We start from the raw sequence: 21456 nt of genomic DNA, 5'->3' as shown, positions 1-21456 counted from the left end.
GCTAGTTTATATATCGGGAGTTTTAATATTTCCTTTTCGTTCATGTAATAAACCTGTTTTTTTATATAAACCCAAAAGGAAAAAACAAGTTTATTAAAATCACTCAAACGAAATATTAAAACTCCCTAAGTTATATTTAAAAGCAAAGTTCTACAGCTTTTGTGTTTGGTTTCATTTATATGGGGAAATTGCTTTATTGTGTATTAAAAGGAGGATTATTATGGGTAAAATGAAAGCATTATTAGTCCATGGAAAAGGGGATTTAAGATATGAAGGAATAGAAATACCTAAGTATGGTGAAGATGAAGTTCTAATAAGGGTAAGGGCATGTGGAATATGTGGGTCCGATATACCCAGGGCAATGGGTGATGGAGCCAGATATTATCCAATTGTACTTGGTCATGAATTTTCAGGAGAAATTGTTAATATAGGCTCAGAGGTAGAAAATCTTAAGATAGGAAATAAAGTTATAGCTGCTCCCCTTTTACCATGTGGACAGTGTCATTATTGTAAAATCGCAAAGCCTGCTATGTGTGAAAACTATGGTTTTCTGGGTTCAAGGCAAAATGGTACCATGGCAGAGTATGTGGCTGTAAAGGCAGAAAATGTAATAAAAATTCCAGATTATATGGATTATGATCTGGCTGCTATGGTGGAGCCTGTTACCGTTGCATTACATGGCATAGAAAGGATAAACCTTAGAGCTGGCGAGACTTGTATAGTATTTGGTGCAGGAACAATAGGACTTTTGACACTTCAGTGCTTAAAGGCATTGGGGGCAGGAAAGGTTTATATAGTGGATATAGTAAAGGAAAAATTAGATATAGCAAAGAAATTGGGGGCAGATGAAGCTATAGATCCTAGAGAAGTAAATTTAATAGATCATATAAAGAAAAATGGTAAACCTCTATTTGCCTTTGAAACTGCTGGAACTCCTGTTACACAAAGACAATGTATTGATGTAGTGGATAAGCTAGGGGAAATAGTATATATAGGTACAGCCCATGGCAAGGTTGAGCTTGATGGATCCACATTTGAAAAAATATTAAGGGGTGAATTATTGATTACAGGATCATGGATGTCATATAGTGGACCTTATCCTGGCCATGAATGGAATTTAGCCATTAATCTTATAAAAGAAGGAAAAATAAATTTGAAACCCTTAATAACCCATTCATATGGTCTAAAGGATGGAATGAAGGCATTTGAAACAATGGTAGATAAAAATGAGAATTCCATAAAAATTATGCTCAATATTTAAAAAATAAGGAGGAATCGAAATGGCATTGGCTACATCAAAGAAATACTTAATAGATGCTCAAAAAAATAAATACGCCATATGCGGCTTTAATATACATAATTTAGAAACCTTAAAGGCAGCGGTTAGTGTGGCTGAAGAAAAAAAATCTCCTGTAATTCTTCAGGCAACACCTGGAACAATTAAATTTGCAGGGGTAAATTACCTTGCAAACATGGCTAAAACAGCTTCTGATGAGTATAATATACCTATTGTTATGCATCTTGATCACTGTGAAGATTTTGATATGATAATTCAGTGCCTTAGGGCAGGATTTACATCTATCATGGTAGATTCATCAAAATTGGATTTAAAAGAAAATATAAATATGGTAAAAAAAGTTGTTGAAGCAGCCCATGCAGTGGGAGTACCTGTTGAAGCAGAGTTGGGTGTAATTGGGGGAACAGAAGATGATTTAATTGTGGATGAAAAAAGTGCAGTATATACTGATCCTGAGGCTGCTGTGGATTTTGTAGATAAAACAAAGGTAGATTCTTTAGCAATAGCAATAGGAACGGCCCATGGAGTTTATAAGGGGGATCCGAAATTGGATTTTGAAAGACTTAAAAAGATAAGAAGTATGGTGGATATTCCATTGGTTTTACATGGTGCTTCAGGAGTTCCCGATGAAAGCATAAAGAAATGTATAGAATTTGGTATAAATAAAATTAATATTGCAACTGAACTAAAAATTCCATTTTCTAATGGCATAAAGGAATTTTTTAAGGACAGTAGCAATGAAAATGATCCTAGGAAATTTTTAAAGCCTGGTATAAAAATGATGAAGGATGTTATCAGACAAAAAATTGATTTAGCTGGTTCCGCCAATAAGGTATTTATATAATAGGCAAAGCTTTATAGAAAGAAATGGAGGTGAGGGTATTGATACTTGCTGTTACTTTAAATATGGCAGTAGACAAAACCTACACAGTACCTGATTATAGTATTGGAAATGTCTTTAGAACTGAAGAATATAAGGCTTTGCCAGGTGGTAAAGGTGTTAATGTGGTTAGAGTGGCAAAGGCTTTGGGGGAGGATGTTAGATTAACTGGCTTTATTGGAGGGAATAATGGAAAAACTGTTTTAGAAGGACTAAAGGATCAGGGAATTAAAAGTGATTTTGAGTTTGTTAAAGAAGAAACCAGAACCTGTATAAATGTATTAGATAGCAAAAATAATACTAGTACAGAAATATTAGAAGCTGGCCCCTATATTTATGAAGATGAACTGGATAGATTTTTAGAAAGATATAAATATCTTTCTAAAAGGGCTAATGTAGTGGCTTTGTCTGGAAGCTTGCCTAATGGAGTACCTAAAGGGATATATGAAAATCTAATCAATATAGCTAAGGAAAATAAAGCTGTGACTATTCTTGACAGTAGTAAAGAAAGTCTGGAAAAAGGACTAAGGGCTATTCCCTTTATGGCAAAGCCCAATAGGAAAGAATTAGAAAATGTACTCGGTATATCATTGAAATGTGAAAATGATATTATTAATGCTGCTGACAAATATATGAAAAAGGGAATAAAATTATTTGTAGTCTCTATGGGAGAGGATGGTTCAATAGTAGGGTATAATGGGGATTTATATAAAGTAATTCCACCACAAATAACCCCTGTAAATCCTGTAGGATGTGGGGATGCATTGGTTGCGGGCTTTGCCATTGGACTAAGTAGAAATATGGATATTAAAGAAGTGATAAGGCTTTCAACTGCTGCTGCAACATCCAATGTTTTAAATTATGGAGCTGGGATTATTAAAATAGAAGAAGTAAATAGTTTTTTAGAAAGGATAAATATAATTAAAATATAGTAAAGAGCTAGGAATTTCCTAGCCCTTACTTTATTATATATATTGTCTACCTAATGCATCTGCTGTCATAATGGCTGCATAGACACTTTGAGGAGTTACTTCAAAGGGCATATTGTAAATGGTTTCTCCTTCTGCACAGGAGGCTTTTGCAACCTCCATTATTTCTTCAGACTTTATTTCCTTAATTCCCATTTCCTCTAGAGTTACTGGAAGACCAATATTAATGCAGAAAAGAATAAATTCTTCTATTTCTTCAATTGGAGCATTTTCCATGGCCAATTGTACTAGAGTTCCAAAAGCCACTTTTTCTCCATGATATAGATGGTGGCATTCACTAAGGACTGTAAATCCATTATGTATTGCATGTGCCCCAGCAAGTCCGCCGCTTTCAAATCCTATACCACTTAAATAGGTATTGGCTTCTATAATATTTTCAACGGCAGGTGTCACTACTTTATTTTCTACTGCCAATTTTGCCTTTAGACCATCTTCTAAAAGTGTTTTATAGCAAAGTTGTGCTAAAGCATAGGCTGATTTTGCAGGAAGAAGGCCTGCCATGTTTTTCGCGTTAGAAATATTACAAGCCCTTGCTTCAAAATAAGTTGCTAAGGCATCTCCCATACCAGATACAAATAATCTTACAGGAGCTTTAGCAATTATATCTGTATCCATTAGTACTAGATTAGGATTTTCAGGAAGTACCAGATACTCGTCAAAAACACCTTCTGGCGTATATAGAACAGATAATGCACTACATGGAGCATCAGTGGAAGCAATAGTAGGTATAATAATTACTGGAATTTTTTCGTAATATGAAACTGCTTTTGCAGTATCTAACAGCTTTCCTCCACCTATGCCGATTACAGCATCACAATTATTCTTCTTAGAAATCTCAATTAATCTATTAATTTCTTCTTTGGAGCATTCTTTGTTAAATATTTCAAAAACTAATTTTTTATCTTTACCTTCAAAGCTTTTTTCAACAATATGCTTTGTTCTTTTCATACCACCTTCAGTAGCTAAAACCATGAAAGTGGTACCTAGGTTTATAGTATGATTATAAAGGTTTTTGAGTTCACCACTTCCTTGTATATATTTTCCTGGGGAGCTAATAATTTTTCCCATTTTAAATTCCTCCTTTTTAATATTAGTAATCTATTTCTAAATTACCCTATTTGTTATTAATTTAACCAAATTTAAAAGAAGAGGAAGACAATTATCAGTGGTCCATTATAAAAAAATATAGTAAAATATATATTAACCCAGATTAAGACTTTTGACAGTTGAGGAAATTGCATAATATATATGGTATAGCTTAAGAGATTTTAAAACAATATATAATAGTTAGTTTTTTGAAAAGGTAATTATGCAATTTGCTTAGTTCACTAAATATTACAATAATTTTTTACTATATTGACAATTACAAATAAATTTGATACTTTATATAGAAAATAATAAACAGATTTATAGCACTCATATAAATCCAGAAATATGGTCTGGAAGTCTCTACCGGTCAACCTTAAATTGTCCGACTATGGGTGGAATTATTATAGGACATACTATTTTCTTTAGCAATAATATACTTCAAATGTACTTGTTTGTATAGTAAAATTTATTGGTAAGGCTTTAAATTTAGTATGTAATTAGTCTAGGTAATAATTTCACTCTTATGAAGTTATTATGTAGACTTTTTTATGTTTTCCAATATATTGAAACATAAAAAAGTAAAATTTATTTTTCTATAGGTTTTATATTTCGGTAATTTACAAATAATATGAAAAAAGTGAAGGGTGTGAATTTATGGAGGGAAAATTAATTAAAGAAGGTTTAACATTTGATGATGTATTACTTATACCACAAAAATCAAATGTTCTTCCTAAGGAAGTAGATGTGAAAACAAGACTTACTAAAAAAATAAAGCTTAATATTCCTATTATGAGTGCAGGAATGGACACTGTTACCGAAGCAAGGCTTGCCATTGCAATTTCCAGAGAAGGTGGAATAGGGATAATTCATAAAAACATGTCGATTGAAAGACAGGCAATGGAAGTGGATAAGGTAAAAAGAAGTGAACATGGAGTAATAGTTGATCCCTTTTATTTATCTAGGGAACATTTGATAGCAGATGCATTGGAGCTAATGGAGAGATATCATATTTCTGGTGTTCCAATAACAGATAAAAATAAGAAATTAGTTGGTATTTTAACAAATAGAGATATAAGATTTGAAAATGACTTTGATAAAAAAATAGATGAAGTAATGACTAAGGAAAATTTAGTAACTGCTAAGGAAGGAACAACTTTAGACGAAGCTCAAAAGATATTGACCAAAAGAAAGATAGAGAAGCTTCCAATAGTTGATGAAAAAGGATATTTAAAAGGACTTATAACAATAAAGGATATTGAAAAGGCCATTAAATATCCTAATAGATCCACCGATGAAAGTAAGAGACTTTTAGCAGGGGCTGCAATAGGAATAACCGAGGATATGATGGAAAGGGTTAAGGCGCTGGTAAAGGCTGGAGTAGATGTTGTTGTTTTAGATACTGCCCATGGACATTCCCAAGGAGTTTTGGATGCTGTAAAAAAAGTTAAGTCAGAGTATCCAGAGCTTCAGGTTATAGCTGGAAATGTTGCCACTGCCGAGGCAACAGAGGATTTAATCAAAGCTGGAGCCGATGCAGTTAAAGTAGGAATTGGGCCTGGGTCCATATGTACAACTAGAGTTGTGGCAGGAATAGGTGTTCCACAAATAACTGCGGTATACGATTGTGCAAAGGCTGCAAAGAAATATGGTATTCCAATAATAGCAGATGGTGGTATTAAATATTCAGGAGATATTCCTAAGGCAATAGCTGCAGGAGCTGATGTAGTAATGGTTGGTTCGTTATTTGCAGGAACAAAGGAAAGCCCTGGTGAAACAGTTATATATAAAGGAAGAAGCTTTAAGGTTTATAGAGGGATGGGATCCCTTGGAGCTATGGCTGCAGGAAGTAAAGATAGATATTTCCAAGAGCATACAAAGAAATTTGTACCAGAGGGTGTAGAAGGTAGAGTTCCCTATAGAGGACCCCTTAGAGAAAGTATTTACCAATTATTAGGAGGACTTAAAGCTGGTATGGGATATTGTGGAACTCCTACAATAAAGGATTTAAAAGAAAATGGAAAATTCATAAGAATAACCGGTGCAGGACTTAAGGAAAGTCATCCCCATGATATCCACATCACAAAGGAGTCACCAAATTACAGCTTAAGAGATTAATTTATAATGGCTAATAAAGAAAAGGAGGTTTACTATGGAAGCTAAGGAACTTATATTAATTGTTGACTTCGGTGGACAATATAATCAATTAATAGCAAGAAGAGTTAGAGAAGCCAATGTTTATTGTGAAATTGTTCCCTATAAAAAGGCCTTAGAAGGAATAAATGAAAAGAAACCTAAGGGTATAATATTTACGGGTGGACCTGCAAGTGTATATGCTGAAAATGCTCCCACTATTTCAAAGGAAATATTTCAGCTAAGAATACCTGTACTTGGAATTTGCTATGGGGGACAGCTTATGGCAAAGCTTTTTGATGGAAAGGTAAATAAAGCATCTTCAAGGGAATATGGTAAAGTTAAATTAAATATAGTACCAAATAAGGATATATTTAAAAATATTAAGGATAAATCCGTTTGCTGGATGAGCCATACTGATTTTATTGAAAAGGCTCCAGAGGGGTTTGAAATAACAGCTACAACAGAAAGCTGTCCCGTTGCAGCAATGGAGAATACAGACAAGAAGCTATATGCTGTTCAGTTTCATCCAGAAGTTAATCATACTCCCTTTGGCAAAGAATTTATTAAAAATTTCTTATATGAAATATGTGGATGTAGTGGAAATTGGACTATGCATAATTTTGTCCAAAAAACTGTAAAGGAAATAAAGGAAAGGGTTGGAGATAAAAAGGTTTTATGTGCACTATCAGGAGGAGTAGATTCTTCTGTGGCTGCAGTTTTAGTCCATAAAGCCATAGGAGATAATCTAACCTGTATTTTTGTTGACCATGGTCTTTTAAGAAAAAATGAAGGAGATCAGGTAGAAGAAGTCTTTGGCGAAAAATTCAATATGAATCTTATAAGAATAAATGCTGGAGAAAGATTTTTAACAAAATTAAATGGAGTAACGGATCCAGAGACAAAGAGGAAAATAATTGGAAAAGAGTTCATAAGGGTATTTGAAGAAGAAGCTAAAAAATTAGGAGAAATAGATTATTTACTACAGGGTACAATTTATCCTGATGTTATAGAAAGCGGCACCGATGAAGCTGCGGTAATCAAAAGTCATCATAATGTTGGTGGACTTCCTGAAGATATGGATTTTGATTTAATAGAGCCTTTAAGGCAATTGTTCAAGGATGAAGTTAGAAGAGTTGGAGAAGAAATGGACATGCCAAGGGAAGTTGTATGGAGACAGCCTTTCCCGGGACCAGGCCTTGCCATTCGAGTTTTAGGTGAAATTACGGAAGAGAAGCTTCAAATAGTAAGAGAATCAGATGCCATTTTAAGAGAAGAAATCAAGAAAGCTGGCTTGGAAAGAGAAATATGGCAGTACTTTACTGCCCTGCCAAATATGAAGTCGGTGGGAGTTATGGGAGATGAAAGAACCTATTCCCACACAGTAGGTATAAGGGCTGTTACTTCTACAGATGGTATGACCTCTGACTGGGCTAGAATACCCTACGATATACTAGAAAAGATATCAAATAGGATAGTAAATGAAGTAGACAATGTAAATAGGATAGTATATGACATAACTAGTAAACCTCCTTCAACTATTGAGTGGGAATAATAAACAAAACCTCTGTAATCCTTTAATATTAAGGATTATAGAGGCTTTTTAATGTCTTTTGATATTAAGTATCTTATAAGAGTAAAAAACTTTTAACGTCTATCTATATTTTTAGGCCAATTCATTTTCCACTCATAATATTCTTCTTGAGATATTTTACCGCTCTCAAGAGCTTTTTTCTTTTCATACCATTCTTCTAAGAGATGATCAAGTCCCATCAAATGCAAAATGAGAAAATGTTTTGAAGGAGAATCTCATACGATTAATTATCATATAAAAGAAATTTATAAAAGCAAAGAATTGAATGAATTCATTACAAATAATGGTATAATTACATGTGAGCAGTATATGTATTGAAAAAGCTAGATGTAAAAGCAATGTGAAAGATGTCACATTAGTATATTGATGTGTCTTAAGAAATATTTTGTTATTTGGGAAGTTAGATTGATTTTTTAGAACGTTCCGTCAGGTTCAAGATTTGGTAATAATCACCACACGATAAAAAATAGGTTTGAAAACTCACTATGGTCAAACAGTTCGAACCTAAGCAATTTTTTCTCTTAGTGGGATTCTTACACAAATCTCTTCATTAGTCTCTTATCTAAAAAATCAATCTAACTATACTAGGCACTTTACTTATATTTTGTAAATACATAATATAAAACTTCTAGAAGATAGGAATAAGTTTTTAAAACGAGTCTTAAAAACTTATTCGAATATGTTTAAAGAAGAAAGCTTATGTCGCATCATTAGATAAATATACAATAAGTGTTATGGATGATGAAACAAATGAGTAAAAGACAATGACTTTATTAGTGGAGTGATAAAAATGTATATAGATTATTTATGTAACTACCCTGAATATGTAGAAACAGTAGCAAATTGGATTCATAATGAGTTTGTTATAGAATCAGAAAAGAGTTTAAAAAAGTTGGACCTGATTACTGAGTATTTTAAAAAGACCAATGTAAAATCTTTTCCCATAACACTTGTAGCAGTTATAGACAGTGAGTGTGTGGGAACAATCTCTATTTTTGAAAATGATTTAAAAACCCAAGATAATTTAACACCGTGGTTAGCCTCACTATATGTAAGACCAAACTATAGAAGTCAAGGAATAGCGGAAAAGTTAATCAATAGAGTTCGGGAAGTGGTAAAAGGATTAGGATTTGAAACACTATATTTAAGAACCGAGCATACTTCTGAATATTATAAAAAATTAGGATGGGAGTATGTATATAAAACACATGATGGAAAAGGACAGGAAACCCAAGTTTTTAGAATATCAATAAATAATTAAGAGATTGAAATCAAAGTCACATCATTAATATTAATACTAGCTAAATAATTTTTAGTTTAAAATATTTGAGTTTATCACAAATGCAATTATGGCAAGCTTGCTTAAATGCGAGTCTGTAAATAACTTTGTGCTTTTAGTAAAGTTTAATTCCAATCTGACAATAACTATTAAATTAAATAATATAAAACAAAATTGATATTAACTTTGATTATAGACTTACCAAAACTATAAAATTATATTTACCAATCATTATAGTTTTGGCAAAAAAATAAGAGCTAGAGATATTGACTATGATTTAATAAGGATTGAGCTTTTTTAGAAACAGTGACCCTTCTTTAGAATCAAAATAATTTTTAATGTTTGTCACCATATTTTCGCCGCTAAATGCCTTGATTACAATCCCTTTGTCAAGGCATATTGTCATTGGCACATATTCGGCATAAATTGAATTTAATACTTCATTCATTTTATTAGGACGGGAATTTCTATCGCGTGATTTATTGTAGTAAAGAATATTAATATTTGAAGTTTATCCTAAAATATTATTGAAGCTATAATTACAAATGTTATTTGTCTAATGATATAATAAATCTATAATTAAATAAATTAAGGATGTTGATTATGATGACTTCTAGCGTTATTTCAATTAAAACAATAAAAGAAAAAATGATTCCAATATTAAAGAGTTACCCAGTAGATAAGGCAATATTAGTTGGTTCATCTGTAAAGGATGAAGCTATTTATGGCAGTGACATAGATTTATATATTGATACGAAAAAGTACTGAAAGAAATGAATGAAAACATAAAAAAATACTACGCTAATTTTTCATTATCATTAGCTGCTGGAAGACATATATTAAATGTTAGCCCCCTTGTTTTCGGCGAAGGGAAGGTAAAAGGAGGATTAAAAACGTGATTAATTATAAGAAACCTAAATTTTGGGTGGCGCTAGTTTCGATTATTTTCTTAATAGTGGTTGCTATTGTCCTGGTATCAAATTCTAATAAATCTATAGATAATACATCTCTAAATATAGCTGATTTTTATGGAGAATACACATTTGATGAAGTAGTATATATGCCCAAATCTTCTGCAATAAGTGAAGAACAATATCAAAATGACTTAAAAGCACTAACAGAAACTTTCACAGGTGTAGAGTTTTCAATAGAAGAGGGTTATTTCTATGAAACTTCAGGAACGTTTGGAGAAAATCCATCAGAAGGTTTTGAATTTATCACCATAAAGGACTACGGTGATAAATATTATGATGATTTAGCCAGAGAAAATCTTGAGAATTTTGAGGGTTTGAGTTCTATATTTGACTATGATGACATTAAAAAAGAATTAGGTGTCAATGAAATCAAGCATTATACTATGTATGTAGAAGATGGGGTTTTGTCAAATCCTATGTTTTATATAACAAAAGATAATATTTTTGTCGCCATGGAAACTATATCCTTTGGAGAAACAGAAGACGATTTAAAGGGATATACTCATTATTTATTGAAACTTAAAGAAAATTAGCAATGGCTTCTATTTTTGAAATATGATCTTTAAAATTAAACAATTTAATGAAGGAAATTATATAGTTTTAAGTTATATAGAAGATATTTTAGAGTGTTAGTTAGACATAATTCATAAAATGCGTCGTTAAATAGTTTGGAAGGAAGGAAATAGGGTCAGGCTTTACTATTTACTAAAAATGATATAATTAAAATAATAAAAGCTTTAAAAGAGTGAAGGTGATACTATGGCAAGAAAACCTAGAATACATTATGTAGGAGCACTATATCATGTAATAACTAGAGAGAAATAACAGGCAAAGTGTATTTGAAGGAGAAAAAATTGACGAAAGAGGTCAAAGTAATAATTGATTGTTTTGAAAATAACAAAAATTAGTAAAGCCTGACCCCATTATATACTAAAGGAAAAATTAAGGGATATTGAAAAAATAAAAGAGGAAAATAAGATACTTAATGATATCCTTAGTCATGTAAATAGACATTCAAAAGCAACAGTTGAAAATATTAATAGGATAAAGGTACTTAAAAAGGAAGGACAAATAAAGTTAGGAGAAAAAGATGAAAAGAAGCTTATATAGTGCTTTATTACATAGATTTTTAGCAGAATCAAATAGTGAAATATTAGGGAAAATTGCTTCTAATGATAAATTTGGTATAGACTCTGCACAAAAATCAGCATGGATTGAGCAGATTATAATATTAAAAGAGGAGTTAAGAAATTTTAAAAGTGGGAAGATTATATTTGAATATGTTATACCACGAATAGGTAAAAGAATAGATAACGTTTTTATACATAATGATACTGTTTATTTACTAGAATTTAAAGTTGGAGAAAAAAATTATCTTAATCATAATATTGATCAGGTTATGGATTATGCGCTTGATCTTAAGTATTTTCATTCTGAAAGTCATAATGTAAAATTAGTCCCAGTTTTGATTGCTACTGAAGCGAATGCAATTAATAATTCATTACAAAAGTATGATGATAATATATATGTTCCTATTTGCTGTAATAAGAGAAATATTTACAGCTGTTTAAATAACATTAGTTCACTTGATAAAGAATCAAAAATAGTAGCTGAAGATTGGGAAAATTCTATATACAAACCAACGCCCACAATCATAGAGGCAGCACAAGCTCTCTATTCTGGACATAATGTTGAAGAAATTTCAAGGTCTGATGCAGGTGCTATTAACCTTAATCAAACTACGGAGATAATAAATAATATTATTGATTACTCAAAGTCAAATAAGAAGAAAAGCATTTGTTTTATAACAGGGGTACCTGGTGCGGGAAAAACTTTAGCGGGACTTAATATAGCAAGTGTAAGGCAAAATTTTGATGAAAATGAGCATGCAGTATTTTTGTCAGGGAATGGGCCTCTTGTTGATGTTTTACAAGAATCGCTAGCTAGGGATCAATGTTTAACTTCTAAAGTAAAGAAAACAGATGCTTTAAGAAAAGCAAAATCTTTTATACAAATAATACATCATTTCAGAGATGAAGCACTTAAAAGCGAGCATCCACCTACAGAAAAAGTTACAATATTTGATGAAGCACAAAGAGCGTGGACTAAAGAGCAAACATCAAAATTCATGAGAACTAAAAAAGGACAACTTGATTTTGACATGTCAGAACCAGAATTTTTGATTCAATATATGAATAGACATGAAGACTGGGCTGTTATCATTTGTCTTGTCGGTGGTGGACAAGAAATAAACACTGGAGAAGCAGGGTTAGGAGAATGGTTTCAGGCGTTAAAGTATAAACATAAAGATTGGAATGTATTTGTTTCTAATAGAATTACGGATAACGAATATAGAAGAGGAAAAGATCTTAATGCGATGTTATCGGCTATTAATGCAAATATTAAGGAAGAACTTCATTTATCTGTATCATTACGTTCTTTTAGAAGTGAAAATTTATCTGGTTTTGTGAAGAGTTTATTAGATGTTAAGCATGTTGTTGCTAAAGAACTTTTTAATACACTTAAGGATAATTATGATATTGTAATAACAAGAGATTTGATTGTTGCTAAAAATTGGATTAAAAATAAGGCTAGAGGCACAGAGAGATACGGCATGGTCGCAAGCTCTAAAGCACTTAGATTAAAGGCAGAAGGAATATATGTAAAGAACGATATTGAGGCAAAAAATTGGTTTTTAAATGATTGCTTAGATGTGAGATCATCATATTATCTTGAGGATACAGCTACAGAGTTTGATATACAGGGGTTAGAGCTAGACTTCGCATTAGTAGCTTGGGGGGCTGATTTTAGATTTAATGGTGAAAAGTTTATTTATAAACAATTTAGAGGTAATAAGTGGATCAATATAAATAGTAATGACAAAAAATTATACTTAAAAAACGCTTATAGGGTGCTACTAACTAGAGCTAGACAAGGTATGGTTATATATGTCCCATATGGAGATGATAATGATCATACAAGAATATGTGAATATTATAATGGGATTTATGAGTATATGAAAGAGATAGGTATTGAGGAAATTAATAAATATGAGGAGAATATATGAAAAGAAGTGCTGATTTACTAATTAATGGAGAATATAAAAGAATCAACATCTGGGATGTAATTCATTGGAAAACGTTTGAAACGGAATATTGGGAAAGAAACAAAGACAATTTTTATAGTACATATAATGCTAACTTTAAGGAAAAAATGACTTTTGTTTTAGGGAAAAACGGAGTGCTCAGCAAAAGTCATTTTAGATATAAATCAAATAAATCAAATAGAATTCATGAAGGTTATGAAGAAAGTTATAGACACGAATTTTTTAAGGAGTGTATTTCTAGATTAGAAGTTATTAATATAAAAGTTAAGGGGCAACCTGTTAAAATTTATATTGACAAATCTGTGCAAGAAGAGGTCGTATACACTAGTAAAACCAAGTATAGAGTAGTAGATGTAATGGTGTATTTTACAAAATCAGAACCAGCTATATATTATGAAAAGTGGGCTGGAAAGTTAGCTATAGAAATATATTATAGTTATAAAGTTGATGAACTGAAAATAAAAGAGTTTAGAGATTTAGAAATACCTATAATAGAATTTAATGCTAAAAATTGGAAATATATTAAAGAGGATTTCAAAACCCAGGAAGAAGAAGAAAAACAATACAAAAACATTGTGTCAAAACTAAATAATACTTTATATGTTTCTATTCTGGTAGACCCTATTTCAAAAGAATACCTAATTTCTGAGAAAATTAATGAACTTGATGCACAAAATAGAGAACTGAAAGAGCAACTTAGACTAGCTACTATTAATGAAAAAAAGAAATTAAGTGAGTTATCTTTTTTTTAAAATGAAATTAATAGCATTAAAGATATAAACATTTCACTACAGAATAAAATTAGTAACTTACAAAAAAAATTAGATGCGATTAAATCAAAATGGATTTATAAAATGCTATATGGTTATTTTAATAAGTAGCCATTGATATTAAAATGCTATTAAAAACTTTTAAAACCTCAAATAATATCAGTAAAATATCCAAAATTACTATAAACCACCGTTAAAATTAAACAAATAAGTTTAAGCTTCATTCTAACTTATCGAGTGGGAATAATACCACTGGCTTAAAATAAATTGACAAAGAGTTTGTATCATGTGTTATTTGTAAAATATAATTATCTACTTTTCTATTAAATATCAATGTGTAATCAAGAACCTCTCATCTATAAATAGATGAGAGGTTCTTGATTTTTGAGTTTATTACTGTTTACAAGCGATAGGGAACATTTAATTTTAAAAAATTGGAAGGATGTGTTCCTTAATCAATTTCCAACGATCATACGGGTTTATCATAAATTCTGAAACGATTGATACAACCATGTTTTTTGATGGAATACAGCAAATAGTATTACCGCCATCCCCCATTGCTGCGTATGCAAAAACAGTGTTTTCCTTGAATAACCACCACAGATATCCATAGTTATTTTTATTAGAGGCTGTTGATTCTTCAATCCATGATTTTGGAATAATCTCTTGATTGTTCCAAAATCCATAATTGAGATATAATAGACCGAAACGGACCATATCACGGGGAGTAAGTGTGAGACCCCATCCACCTGTAGAGTTTCCATGTGGGTCGGTTACCCATCCCCTTACATTTTTTCCAAACAAATCATCATAAGAAAATGATTCCATTTTATATTGTGGAATTATTCTCATACCTATGGGGCCAAAAAGATATTTATTGGCAAACTCAAGGGCGCTTTTTCCTGTGCTACGGGTGATGATGGCCGATAGCAAGTGTGATCCAGCTGTGGAATACTTAAACCCCCCAATGTTTCCACCTTGTCCTAGCATATCTAGAGTATATTTTACCCAGTCATGTGAGGTACACAGCTTATCAAGGGGTTCATTCCAGTCATCATAAGGATAGGGGGCGGTCATAGTAAGAAGATGACGAATAGTTACTTTTTGTTTATTTTCATTGTCGGTATCGGAAATATATTCAGGGAAAAAATCCAGCACTTTCTGATCTATGCTTTTAATATATTCTTTTTTTATAGCAATGCCGATAAGAGCAGAGAGAATGCTTTTTGTTACAGAAGCTACGTGATGAATGTCATTTGGACCGTATCCTCTATAATAATTTTCGAAAACTATATCTCCTTTTTTTACGACGATTATACCGTTTATATTATTGCATTTTGATTTTATTATGGAATCAAGTTCTGATAGTTTTTCTGGAATTATTTCTATACGTTGAGATTCTGTGGATTTCCAATTTAATGTTGGTAATTCAGTATTTTGCATAATAATTACCTCCTTTTGGATATTTTTCATTTATAAATGATCATCGTGTTTTGTGTTAGGAATTCGAATTCTTAATTACATAATCAGCTTAACATGTTATAAAATAGAAATAAAGAAAATTTTTAAAAATTGTTTGTTTTGAATAAAATCAAGCTGAGTACAATTGAAAATTTGTAATCAAATTGGTCAGGGGGATTTCTTAAGGGATATTCAATTAACTTTTTTTTGACTCCATTTTGCTGTACTCTTTGAGTATGGTTAAATTTTTCAGATTATGTGGCCTTATTGTTTAAACAATAAGAAATTTGACATAATATGTCGTAAGAATATACTATAAATATAAGATTTCAAATCTATTAAATCTTAAAGTTAATTATTTTATCTAACAAATTTTTAAAATATTTGCTTAATAAAGGTCCATGGAGGAGATCTTATGAAAAGAAAAGATCGTATATATAATGAAATAAGAAAATTATCTCAAAAAATAGATAGAGAATCCCTTTTTTATAATTCTTCTATAGGATATTCTGCCCAATCAATAAGTGAAAATCTTAATATTGCAAGGAATTCAGTTAGCCAGGAGTTAAATATTTTAAATAAAGAAGGAAAAGTAATTAAAGTAAAAAGTAGACCAGTACTTTTTATAGAAAAGTATCATATAGAAAATTTATTAAATACTACTATAGACAAAGAGGATTATGAAGTTAAGTCCTTTGAAGTCTTAAGAAAAAAGTATTTAGTTAAGAAAAATGAAAAAAATTTTAAAAATCAAGATAGAAACCCTTTTAAAAATCTAATAGGATATGATAAAAGTTTGAAGGAGGCAATATATAAGGCTAAATCTGCTATTTTTTATCCTCCCAATGGATTACATGTTTTATTAACGGGAGAGTCTGGTGTGGGTAAGACTTATTTTGCTGAATTAATGTATCGTTTTTATGAGCTATATAATAAAACTGATACAGCAGTTCCCTTTGTTTATTTCAACTGTTCTGAGTACTATAATAATCCTGAGCTGTTAACTGGACAATTATTTGGGTATACTCAAGGAGCCTTTACAGGTGCAGTTAATGATAAGGACGGACTAATAAAAAAAGCCGATGGAGGGTTTTTTTTCTTAGATGAAATTCACAGACTGCCTGCAGAAGGTCAAGAAAAGCTTTTTTCGCTCCTTGATAAAGGCAAATTTAGGAAATTGGGTTCTTCAAATAAGGAAGAAAAGGTTACAGTAAGGCTTATTGGAGCAACAACCTGCGATGTAAATTCAACTTTTTTAAAAACCTTTCTTAGAAGAATACAAGTAGTTATTGAGATTCCATCATTAAAGGAAAGAACTTTGCAGGAAAGATTGGAAATGATTCTTAAGTTTTTGCAGCAGGAAAGTATAAAAACTAATTTAGATATTAGGCTCTCATATGATTTTGCTTATTATCTTATGACCCATGAATTTGAAGGAAATATTGGTGAATTAAAAAGTGAAATTCAATATAAGTGTGCTCAAGCTTTTTTGAATGTTATGACAAAAGGCTATAATAGCATTGTTTTAGATGACACTTTTGTGACAGAAAAAATTAGTAAGAAGGAATTAGGAATTAAAAATTTATTAAAATCTATATATAAGAATAATGAATTTATTATTATTAATACTCAAAACACAAATTTATATACAAAAGAAATAGATTTGAAGGAATTAGAAGATGATAAAATAAATTTTTATTCTTTACTAATAAAAGAATATAGTGTACTTATGGAAAAAGAATTATCACATTCAGAAATTAAAGTACTATTGGAAAATAAAATACAAACTTTATTTCAATATACTTTTCATAATAAATTACAGTCTATGTCTACTAAAAAGGTCATAGATGAGCCCATGGCTAGTAAAATTAATAAAATAATTGGTAAAATAGAAGAGGTTACTGGAAGAATTTTAGATGATAATAATAAAAATAGTTTCTATTTACATATATATTCCTTTTTATCATATATGAAAAAGGGCGATACTCCACCAGTTTATAATACATCATATATTGTAGATGATTATAAGAAGGAGTATGATGAAGCAAAAATAATATGCAGATATATGTCTGAGGTTTTAAATATACCTTGTCCTAAAAGTGAACTCATTTTTATAACATTATTTTTGAACGCTGTATATAATAGTAGTCCAATAAAGGTAATGGATAGAAATTGTGGTGTAATACTAATTGCCCATGGTAATACAACGGCAACAAGCATGGCAAGTTTTGCCAATGATTTATTTAGAACAGATATATTGCAGTCAATAGATATGCCTATTGATCAATCCATTGGAGAAACCTTGGAGAAATTAATTAATATTATAAAAAATAAAAAATATAAAGAAATAATACTTTTAGTAGATATGGGGTCATTAGTTTCCTTTGGGCAAATCATTGAAAAACAATTGGGGATTAAAACCCTTGTAGTTAAAAATATTAATACGGAATTTTTACTGGAAGTAACTAGAAAAGTAATATATGATTTAAAACCCCTTGATGAAATGAAAAGCTATTTTAAAAAATTATCCTGTGGGGATTCATTAATTGTAGAAAGCAAAAAAATTGCAGAAAAAAAATCAAGGGTATTGATAACTTCATGTATTACTGGAATAGGAACAGCAAATAAAATAAAAGTGTTAATTGAAAACACCTTTAAAGATTTATTACCCCAGAATTTTAGGATAGAATCAAAGGAATACCATAATATTGATAGTCAGGAAAAATTACTAAATCAAATAAATGAGGATGAAGAAATAATAGGAGTCATAGGTACCTTTAATATAAATGTTTTAGATATTCCCTTTATATCCCTGGAAGAACTGTTCTCTGAAAATGGTATTGAATTGCTTATAGACATAATCGGAATATCTGATCGCATAGGTGATTGTGGGGATGATACAAAGCAAATAACTAAAAAATTTGTAAGTTCTATTACATTACAAAGTATTATTGATTATCTAACGATTTTAAATCCAGAAAAGATATTATTGGAGGTTGAGGAAGCTTTAAGTAATATATGCGAAAAATTAGATTTGGCAATAACTAAACAAATCAGATTAAGATTTTTAATACACTGCTGTTGTATGGTGGAACGAATAATAGTAATGAAAAAACCTATGGAATATGAAGCTAGATATAAATCATTGGATTATAATGAAAAATTTACTGTAATAAAATTGTCATTTTCAAAAATAGAAAAAAATTATGGCATACAACTTTCTCATAGTGAAATATCTTGCATTTATGAGCTTTTATATAATAAAACACCTTAAGGTGTTTTTTTTATGACACAAATTTGGCATGAAGATTGCTAGTATAATAATTGACAATATGAGAGGAGGTGCTTAAATGACAAATAAGAAACCAGAAATATTATTACTTACCCATGGAGGATGGGGAGAAAAACTAATAGACAGTATAAAGATGATTTTTGGAAGCACTGATAGAATAACGGAAATTCCTTTGATGGCAAGTGAAACTTTTCAGGAATATTATAAAAAAGTTAGGAACAAGGTTTCTAATCTACCGGAAAATTCACTATTAATGGCAGATTTATATGGAGGAACTACGTCAAATGTATCTGCAAAGCTTAGTCAAGAGTTCAAGATCAATGTAGTGTCGGGTTTAAATGCAAATATGTTACTTGAAGCAGTGGCTTCTATAGATAATTTAGGGGATAGGGAGGTTGTTGAAAGAATAGTGGCTTCCGGGAAGCATGGCTGTAAAAATGTATTAAAGGAAATACAATTGTCGATGAATAGTGAAAAATGATTTTAAATGGAGGTAAGAAATATGGCTAAAATTGTATTGTGTAGAATAGATAGTCGATTGATCCATGGACAAGTAGTAACAAAGTGGGTTTCACAATCAAATGCAAATAGAATTATAGTTGCAAGTGATATGTTAATTCAAGACCCATTTATGAAAAATGTTTACTTGATGGCTGCACCACCTAATGTAAATGTTGATTGCTATGGTATAGAAGAAGCCTGTGAAAATTGGAATAGTAATAAATTTGGAGAAGGAAATGTATTATTACTGTTTGGTGATTTGAATTCCCTTGAAGAGGCTTGGAATAAGGGACTTGAAGTTGAAAATGTTCAGATTGGAGGATTAGGCGGAGGGCCAAATCGAAAAACTGTTTTTCAAAATATTACTTTGGATGATAATGATGTGGAAATTATAAAAAGATTGGAATCAAAAGGAGTAAAATTTATTTTCCAAACTATACCGGAAGACAAGCCACAGCAGTTTAAAGAAATATTAAAAAAATATAATAAATAGGAGGTTTTAGTATGGGATCATTTATGATTGCTGTTTGTATGGGTTTATATTATTGGTTTGCCAGACTTCGTTTTGGATATACTTTTTCTGGAATGCTACTACAACCAGTTTGTGTGGCTGTGGTAGTTGGATGGCTATTTGGAGATATGACACAAGCTATGATTATAGGAGCGGGAGTTCAACTAGTATATTTAGGGGTTACTTCCACACCAGGTGGAAATGTGCCGTCAGATCCAGCACTGGCTGCTTGTATTGCTATTCCAATAGCATTACAGACTGGAATGGAGCCTAATTTAGCAGTTGCATTGGCAGTTCCCTTTGGAATACTTGGTGTATTTGTAGATCAAATCCGACGTACAACAAATGCTTTTTGGATACATATGGCTGATAAATATGCTGAAGAAGCAAATACTAAAGGAATTTACCGCTGTGCTTTTCTTTATCCGGCAATACTTGGTTTTATTATTCGTTTTCCCATAGTATTTATATCAACATATTATGGAGAGACAGTTGTTTCAAAAATATTAGATATTTTACCACAATGGTTGACCCACTCCTTTGAGATTATGGGAGGTATTTTACCAGCATTAGGATTTGCTATCACAATAATGGTTATTGGAAAGAAAAAATTAATTCCATTCTTTATAATGGGCTTCTTTGCTGTTAAGTTTTTGAATATTAGTGTTATGGCAGCAGCAATTTTTGGTACATGTATAGCGTTATTATACAAAGGTACATCATTAAGTGGAGGTGCTGAAGCATAATGTCTGAGAATTCTACTATATCAAAAATTACTAAAAAGGATATTTCAAAGGTTTGGATTATTTATTATTTAGGAGCAGAATTGTCAAATTCATATGAACGTTTACAGAGCTTAATTTTCTGTACAAGCATGATACCAGTTCTTAAAAAGCTATATACAACTAAAGAAACCTTAAGTGAAGCTCTTAAACGACATTTGAACTTTTTTAACACGGAGGGGATTTTTGGTACCATAATTCACGGTATTTCAGTTGCTATGGAAGAGCAAAAATCAAATGGAGAAAATGTGCCGGATTCTGCAATTACAGGTATTAAAACTGGTTTGATGGGACCTGTGGCCGGTATGGGGGACTCTATTGTTTGGGCAGGAATTATGCCATTAATTATAGGAATTTTTCTACCCTTTGCCATGGAAGGAAGTTCAATGGGCGGAATTTTACCACTTGTTTCTTATACAGCAATAACTTTAATAATAAGCTATGCTTTATGTCATAAAGGTTATAAATTAGGCAGAGAATCAATACTTAATTTGCTTCAGGATGGAAGGGTCAAAGAATTAATTAATAGTGCAAGTATACTTGGTTTATTTATGATGGGAGCGTTATCAGCCAGTTATATAAACATAACAACACCATTGGAAATAAATGTTTTAGAAGGAAGCCCAATAGTTATACAGGAAATACTAGATTCAATGGCACCGGGATTACTTCCCTTGGTAGCAGTATTTGGGATATACGGATTTTTAAAGAAAAAGGGACCAAGATACAATATTATCTTATCATCAATTATTGTAATAAGTATAGTAGCTTCAATATTAGGAATATTATAATTTTATAAGG

Annotated in this window: 19 protein-coding genes and 1 riboswitch; of the genes, 15 read left to right on the top strand and 4 right to left on the bottom strand. The window is 31.1% G+C overall.

From position 1 onward, the window contains the following. The first annotated feature begins 220 nt into the window (after positions 1-220). Genes B5X81_RS06370 through B5X81_RS06360 form a run of 3 tightly spaced genes read left to right on the top strand, consistent with a single transcriptional unit; the run spans position 221 to position 3109 of the window. Positions 221-1261 (top strand): galactitol-1-phosphate 5-dehydrogenase, encoded by a 1041-nt coding sequence (locus tag B5X81_RS06370; protein WP_244282019.1) that lies wholly within the window; start codon positions 221-223, stop codon positions 1259-1261. Between the two features lie 19 nt (positions 1262-1280). After that, positions 1281-2141 (top strand): class II fructose-1,6-bisphosphate aldolase, encoded by an 861-nt coding sequence (gene fba, locus B5X81_RS06365; RefSeq protein ID WP_079490300.1) that lies wholly within the window; start codon positions 1281-1283, stop codon positions 2139-2141. Positions 2142-2179: 38 nt separating this feature from the next. Continuing rightward, on the top strand, positions 2180-3109 hold the full coding sequence (locus B5X81_RS06360; protein WP_170917305.1) for a 1-phosphofructokinase family hexose kinase: 930 nt from the start codon (positions 2180-2182) through the stop codon (positions 3107-3109). 33 nt (positions 3110-3142) lie between these two features. Here the strand turns inward: B5X81_RS06360 and B5X81_RS06355 are convergent, their stop codons facing one another. Beyond that, on the bottom strand, positions 3143-4234 hold the full coding sequence (locus B5X81_RS06355) for a glycerol dehydrogenase (protein WP_079490297.1): 1092 nt from the start codon (positions 4232-4234) through the stop codon (positions 3143-3145). 328 nt (positions 4235-4562) lie between these two features. Continuing rightward, positions 4563-4664: riboswitch (purine riboswitch) on the top strand. A 245-nt stretch (positions 4665-4909) separates the two neighbouring features. On the opposite strand from B5X81_RS06355, the gene guaB reads away from it, so the two are divergent. Together guaB and guaA are read left to right on the top strand one after the other, a co-directional pair. After that, positions 4910-6370, top strand: a complete 1461-nt coding sequence (gene guaB, locus B5X81_RS06350; RefSeq protein ID WP_079490296.1) for an IMP dehydrogenase — start codon at positions 4910-4912, stop codon at positions 6368-6370. Positions 6371-6404: 34 nt separating this feature from the next. After that, positions 6405-7940 (top strand): glutamine-hydrolyzing GMP synthase, encoded by a 1536-nt coding sequence (gene guaA / locus B5X81_RS06345; RefSeq protein WP_079490294.1) that lies wholly within the window; start codon positions 6405-6407, stop codon positions 7938-7940. Positions 7941-8032: 92 nt separating this feature from the next. On the opposite strand, the gene B5X81_RS28360 is transcribed toward guaA, so the two are convergent. Next, entirely contained in the window at positions 8033-8158 is a 126-nt protein-coding gene (locus B5X81_RS28360) for a hypothetical protein (RefSeq protein ID WP_280175249.1), read from the bottom strand. A 611-nt stretch (positions 8159-8769) separates the two neighbouring features. On the opposite strand from B5X81_RS28360, the gene B5X81_RS06340 reads away from it, so the two are divergent. Next, complete coding sequence (locus tag B5X81_RS06340; protein WP_079490293.1) at positions 8770-9240, top strand: GNAT family N-acetyltransferase; 471 nt, start codon at positions 8770-8772, stop codon at positions 9238-9240. Between the two features lie 295 nt (positions 9241-9535). On the opposite strand, the gene B5X81_RS27725 is transcribed toward B5X81_RS06340, so the two are convergent. Then, positions 9536-9706, bottom strand: a complete 171-nt coding sequence (locus B5X81_RS27725) for a hypothetical protein (RefSeq protein WP_208985002.1) — start codon at positions 9704-9706, stop codon at positions 9536-9538. A gap of 155 nt (positions 9707-9861) precedes the next feature. On the opposite strand from B5X81_RS27725, the gene B5X81_RS26975 reads away from it, so the two are divergent. The 4 genes from B5X81_RS26975 to B5X81_RS06325 all read left to right on the top strand — a co-directional run bounded on the left by B5X81_RS26975 (position 9862) and on the right by B5X81_RS06325 (position 14090). Then, positions 9862-10026: a nucleotidyltransferase domain-containing protein gene (locus B5X81_RS26975; RefSeq protein ID WP_170917304.1), complete on the top strand. Its 165-nt coding sequence runs from the start codon at positions 9862-9864 to the stop codon at positions 10024-10026. Positions 10027-10153: 127 nt separating this feature from the next. Further along, on the top strand, positions 10154-10765 hold the full coding sequence (locus tag B5X81_RS06335) for a hypothetical protein (RefSeq protein ID WP_079490291.1): 612 nt from the start codon (positions 10154-10156) through the stop codon (positions 10763-10765). A 557-nt stretch (positions 10766-11322) separates the two neighbouring features. Further along, positions 11323-13299 (top strand): DUF2075 domain-containing protein, encoded by a 1977-nt coding sequence (locus tag B5X81_RS06330; protein WP_079490289.1) that lies wholly within the window; start codon positions 11323-11325, stop codon positions 13297-13299. After that, complete coding sequence (locus B5X81_RS06325; RefSeq protein WP_079490288.1) at positions 13296-14090, top strand: hypothetical protein; 795 nt, start codon at positions 13296-13298, stop codon at positions 14088-14090. The genes B5X81_RS06330 and B5X81_RS06325 overlap by 4 nt, the downstream gene beginning before the upstream one ends. 444 nt (positions 14091-14534) lie before the next feature. Here the strand turns inward: B5X81_RS06325 and B5X81_RS06320 are convergent, their stop codons facing one another. After that, positions 14535-15551: a serine hydrolase domain-containing protein gene (locus tag B5X81_RS06320; RefSeq protein ID WP_079490286.1), complete on the bottom strand. Its 1017-nt coding sequence runs from the start codon at positions 15549-15551 to the stop codon at positions 14535-14537. 433 nt (positions 15552-15984) lie between these two features. On the opposite strand from B5X81_RS06320, the gene dagR reads away from it, so the two are divergent. From dagR to B5X81_RS06295, 5 genes are all read left to right on the top strand, one after another. Then, positions 15985-18843: a transcriptional regulator DagR gene (gene dagR, locus B5X81_RS06315; RefSeq protein ID WP_079490285.1), complete on the top strand. Its 2859-nt coding sequence runs from the start codon at positions 15985-15987 to the stop codon at positions 18841-18843. Positions 18844-18919: 76 nt separating this feature from the next. Beyond that, entirely contained in the window at positions 18920-19342 is a 423-nt protein-coding gene (locus tag B5X81_RS06310; RefSeq protein ID WP_079490283.1) for a PTS sugar transporter subunit IIA, read from the top strand. Between the two features lie 21 nt (positions 19343-19363). Beyond that, entirely contained in the window at positions 19364-19855 is a 492-nt protein-coding gene (locus B5X81_RS06305; protein ID WP_079490282.1) for a PTS system mannose/fructose/N-acetylgalactosamine-transporter subunit IIB, read from the top strand. Between the two features lie 11 nt (positions 19856-19866). Beyond that, positions 19867-20619, top strand: a complete 753-nt coding sequence (locus B5X81_RS06300) for a PTS mannose/fructose/sorbose/N-acetylgalactosamine transporter subunit IIC (RefSeq protein WP_079490279.1) — start codon at positions 19867-19869, stop codon at positions 20617-20619. After that, positions 20619-21446, top strand: coding sequence for a PTS system mannose/fructose/sorbose family transporter subunit IID (locus B5X81_RS06295; RefSeq protein ID WP_079490278.1), 828 nt, complete (start codon positions 20619-20621; stop codon positions 21444-21446). The genes B5X81_RS06300 and B5X81_RS06295 overlap by 1 nt, the downstream gene beginning before the upstream one ends. The last annotated feature ends 10 nt before the right edge of the window (positions 21447-21456 follow it).

The organism is Maledivibacter halophilus (assembly GCF_900167445.1).
Taxonomy (GTDB): domain Bacteria; phylum Bacillota; class Clostridia; order Peptostreptococcales; family Caminicellaceae; genus Maledivibacter; species Maledivibacter halophilus.
The sequence above is the reverse complement of the archived record's forward strand: the minus strand, read 5'-3'. Positions and strand labels throughout refer to the sequence as shown.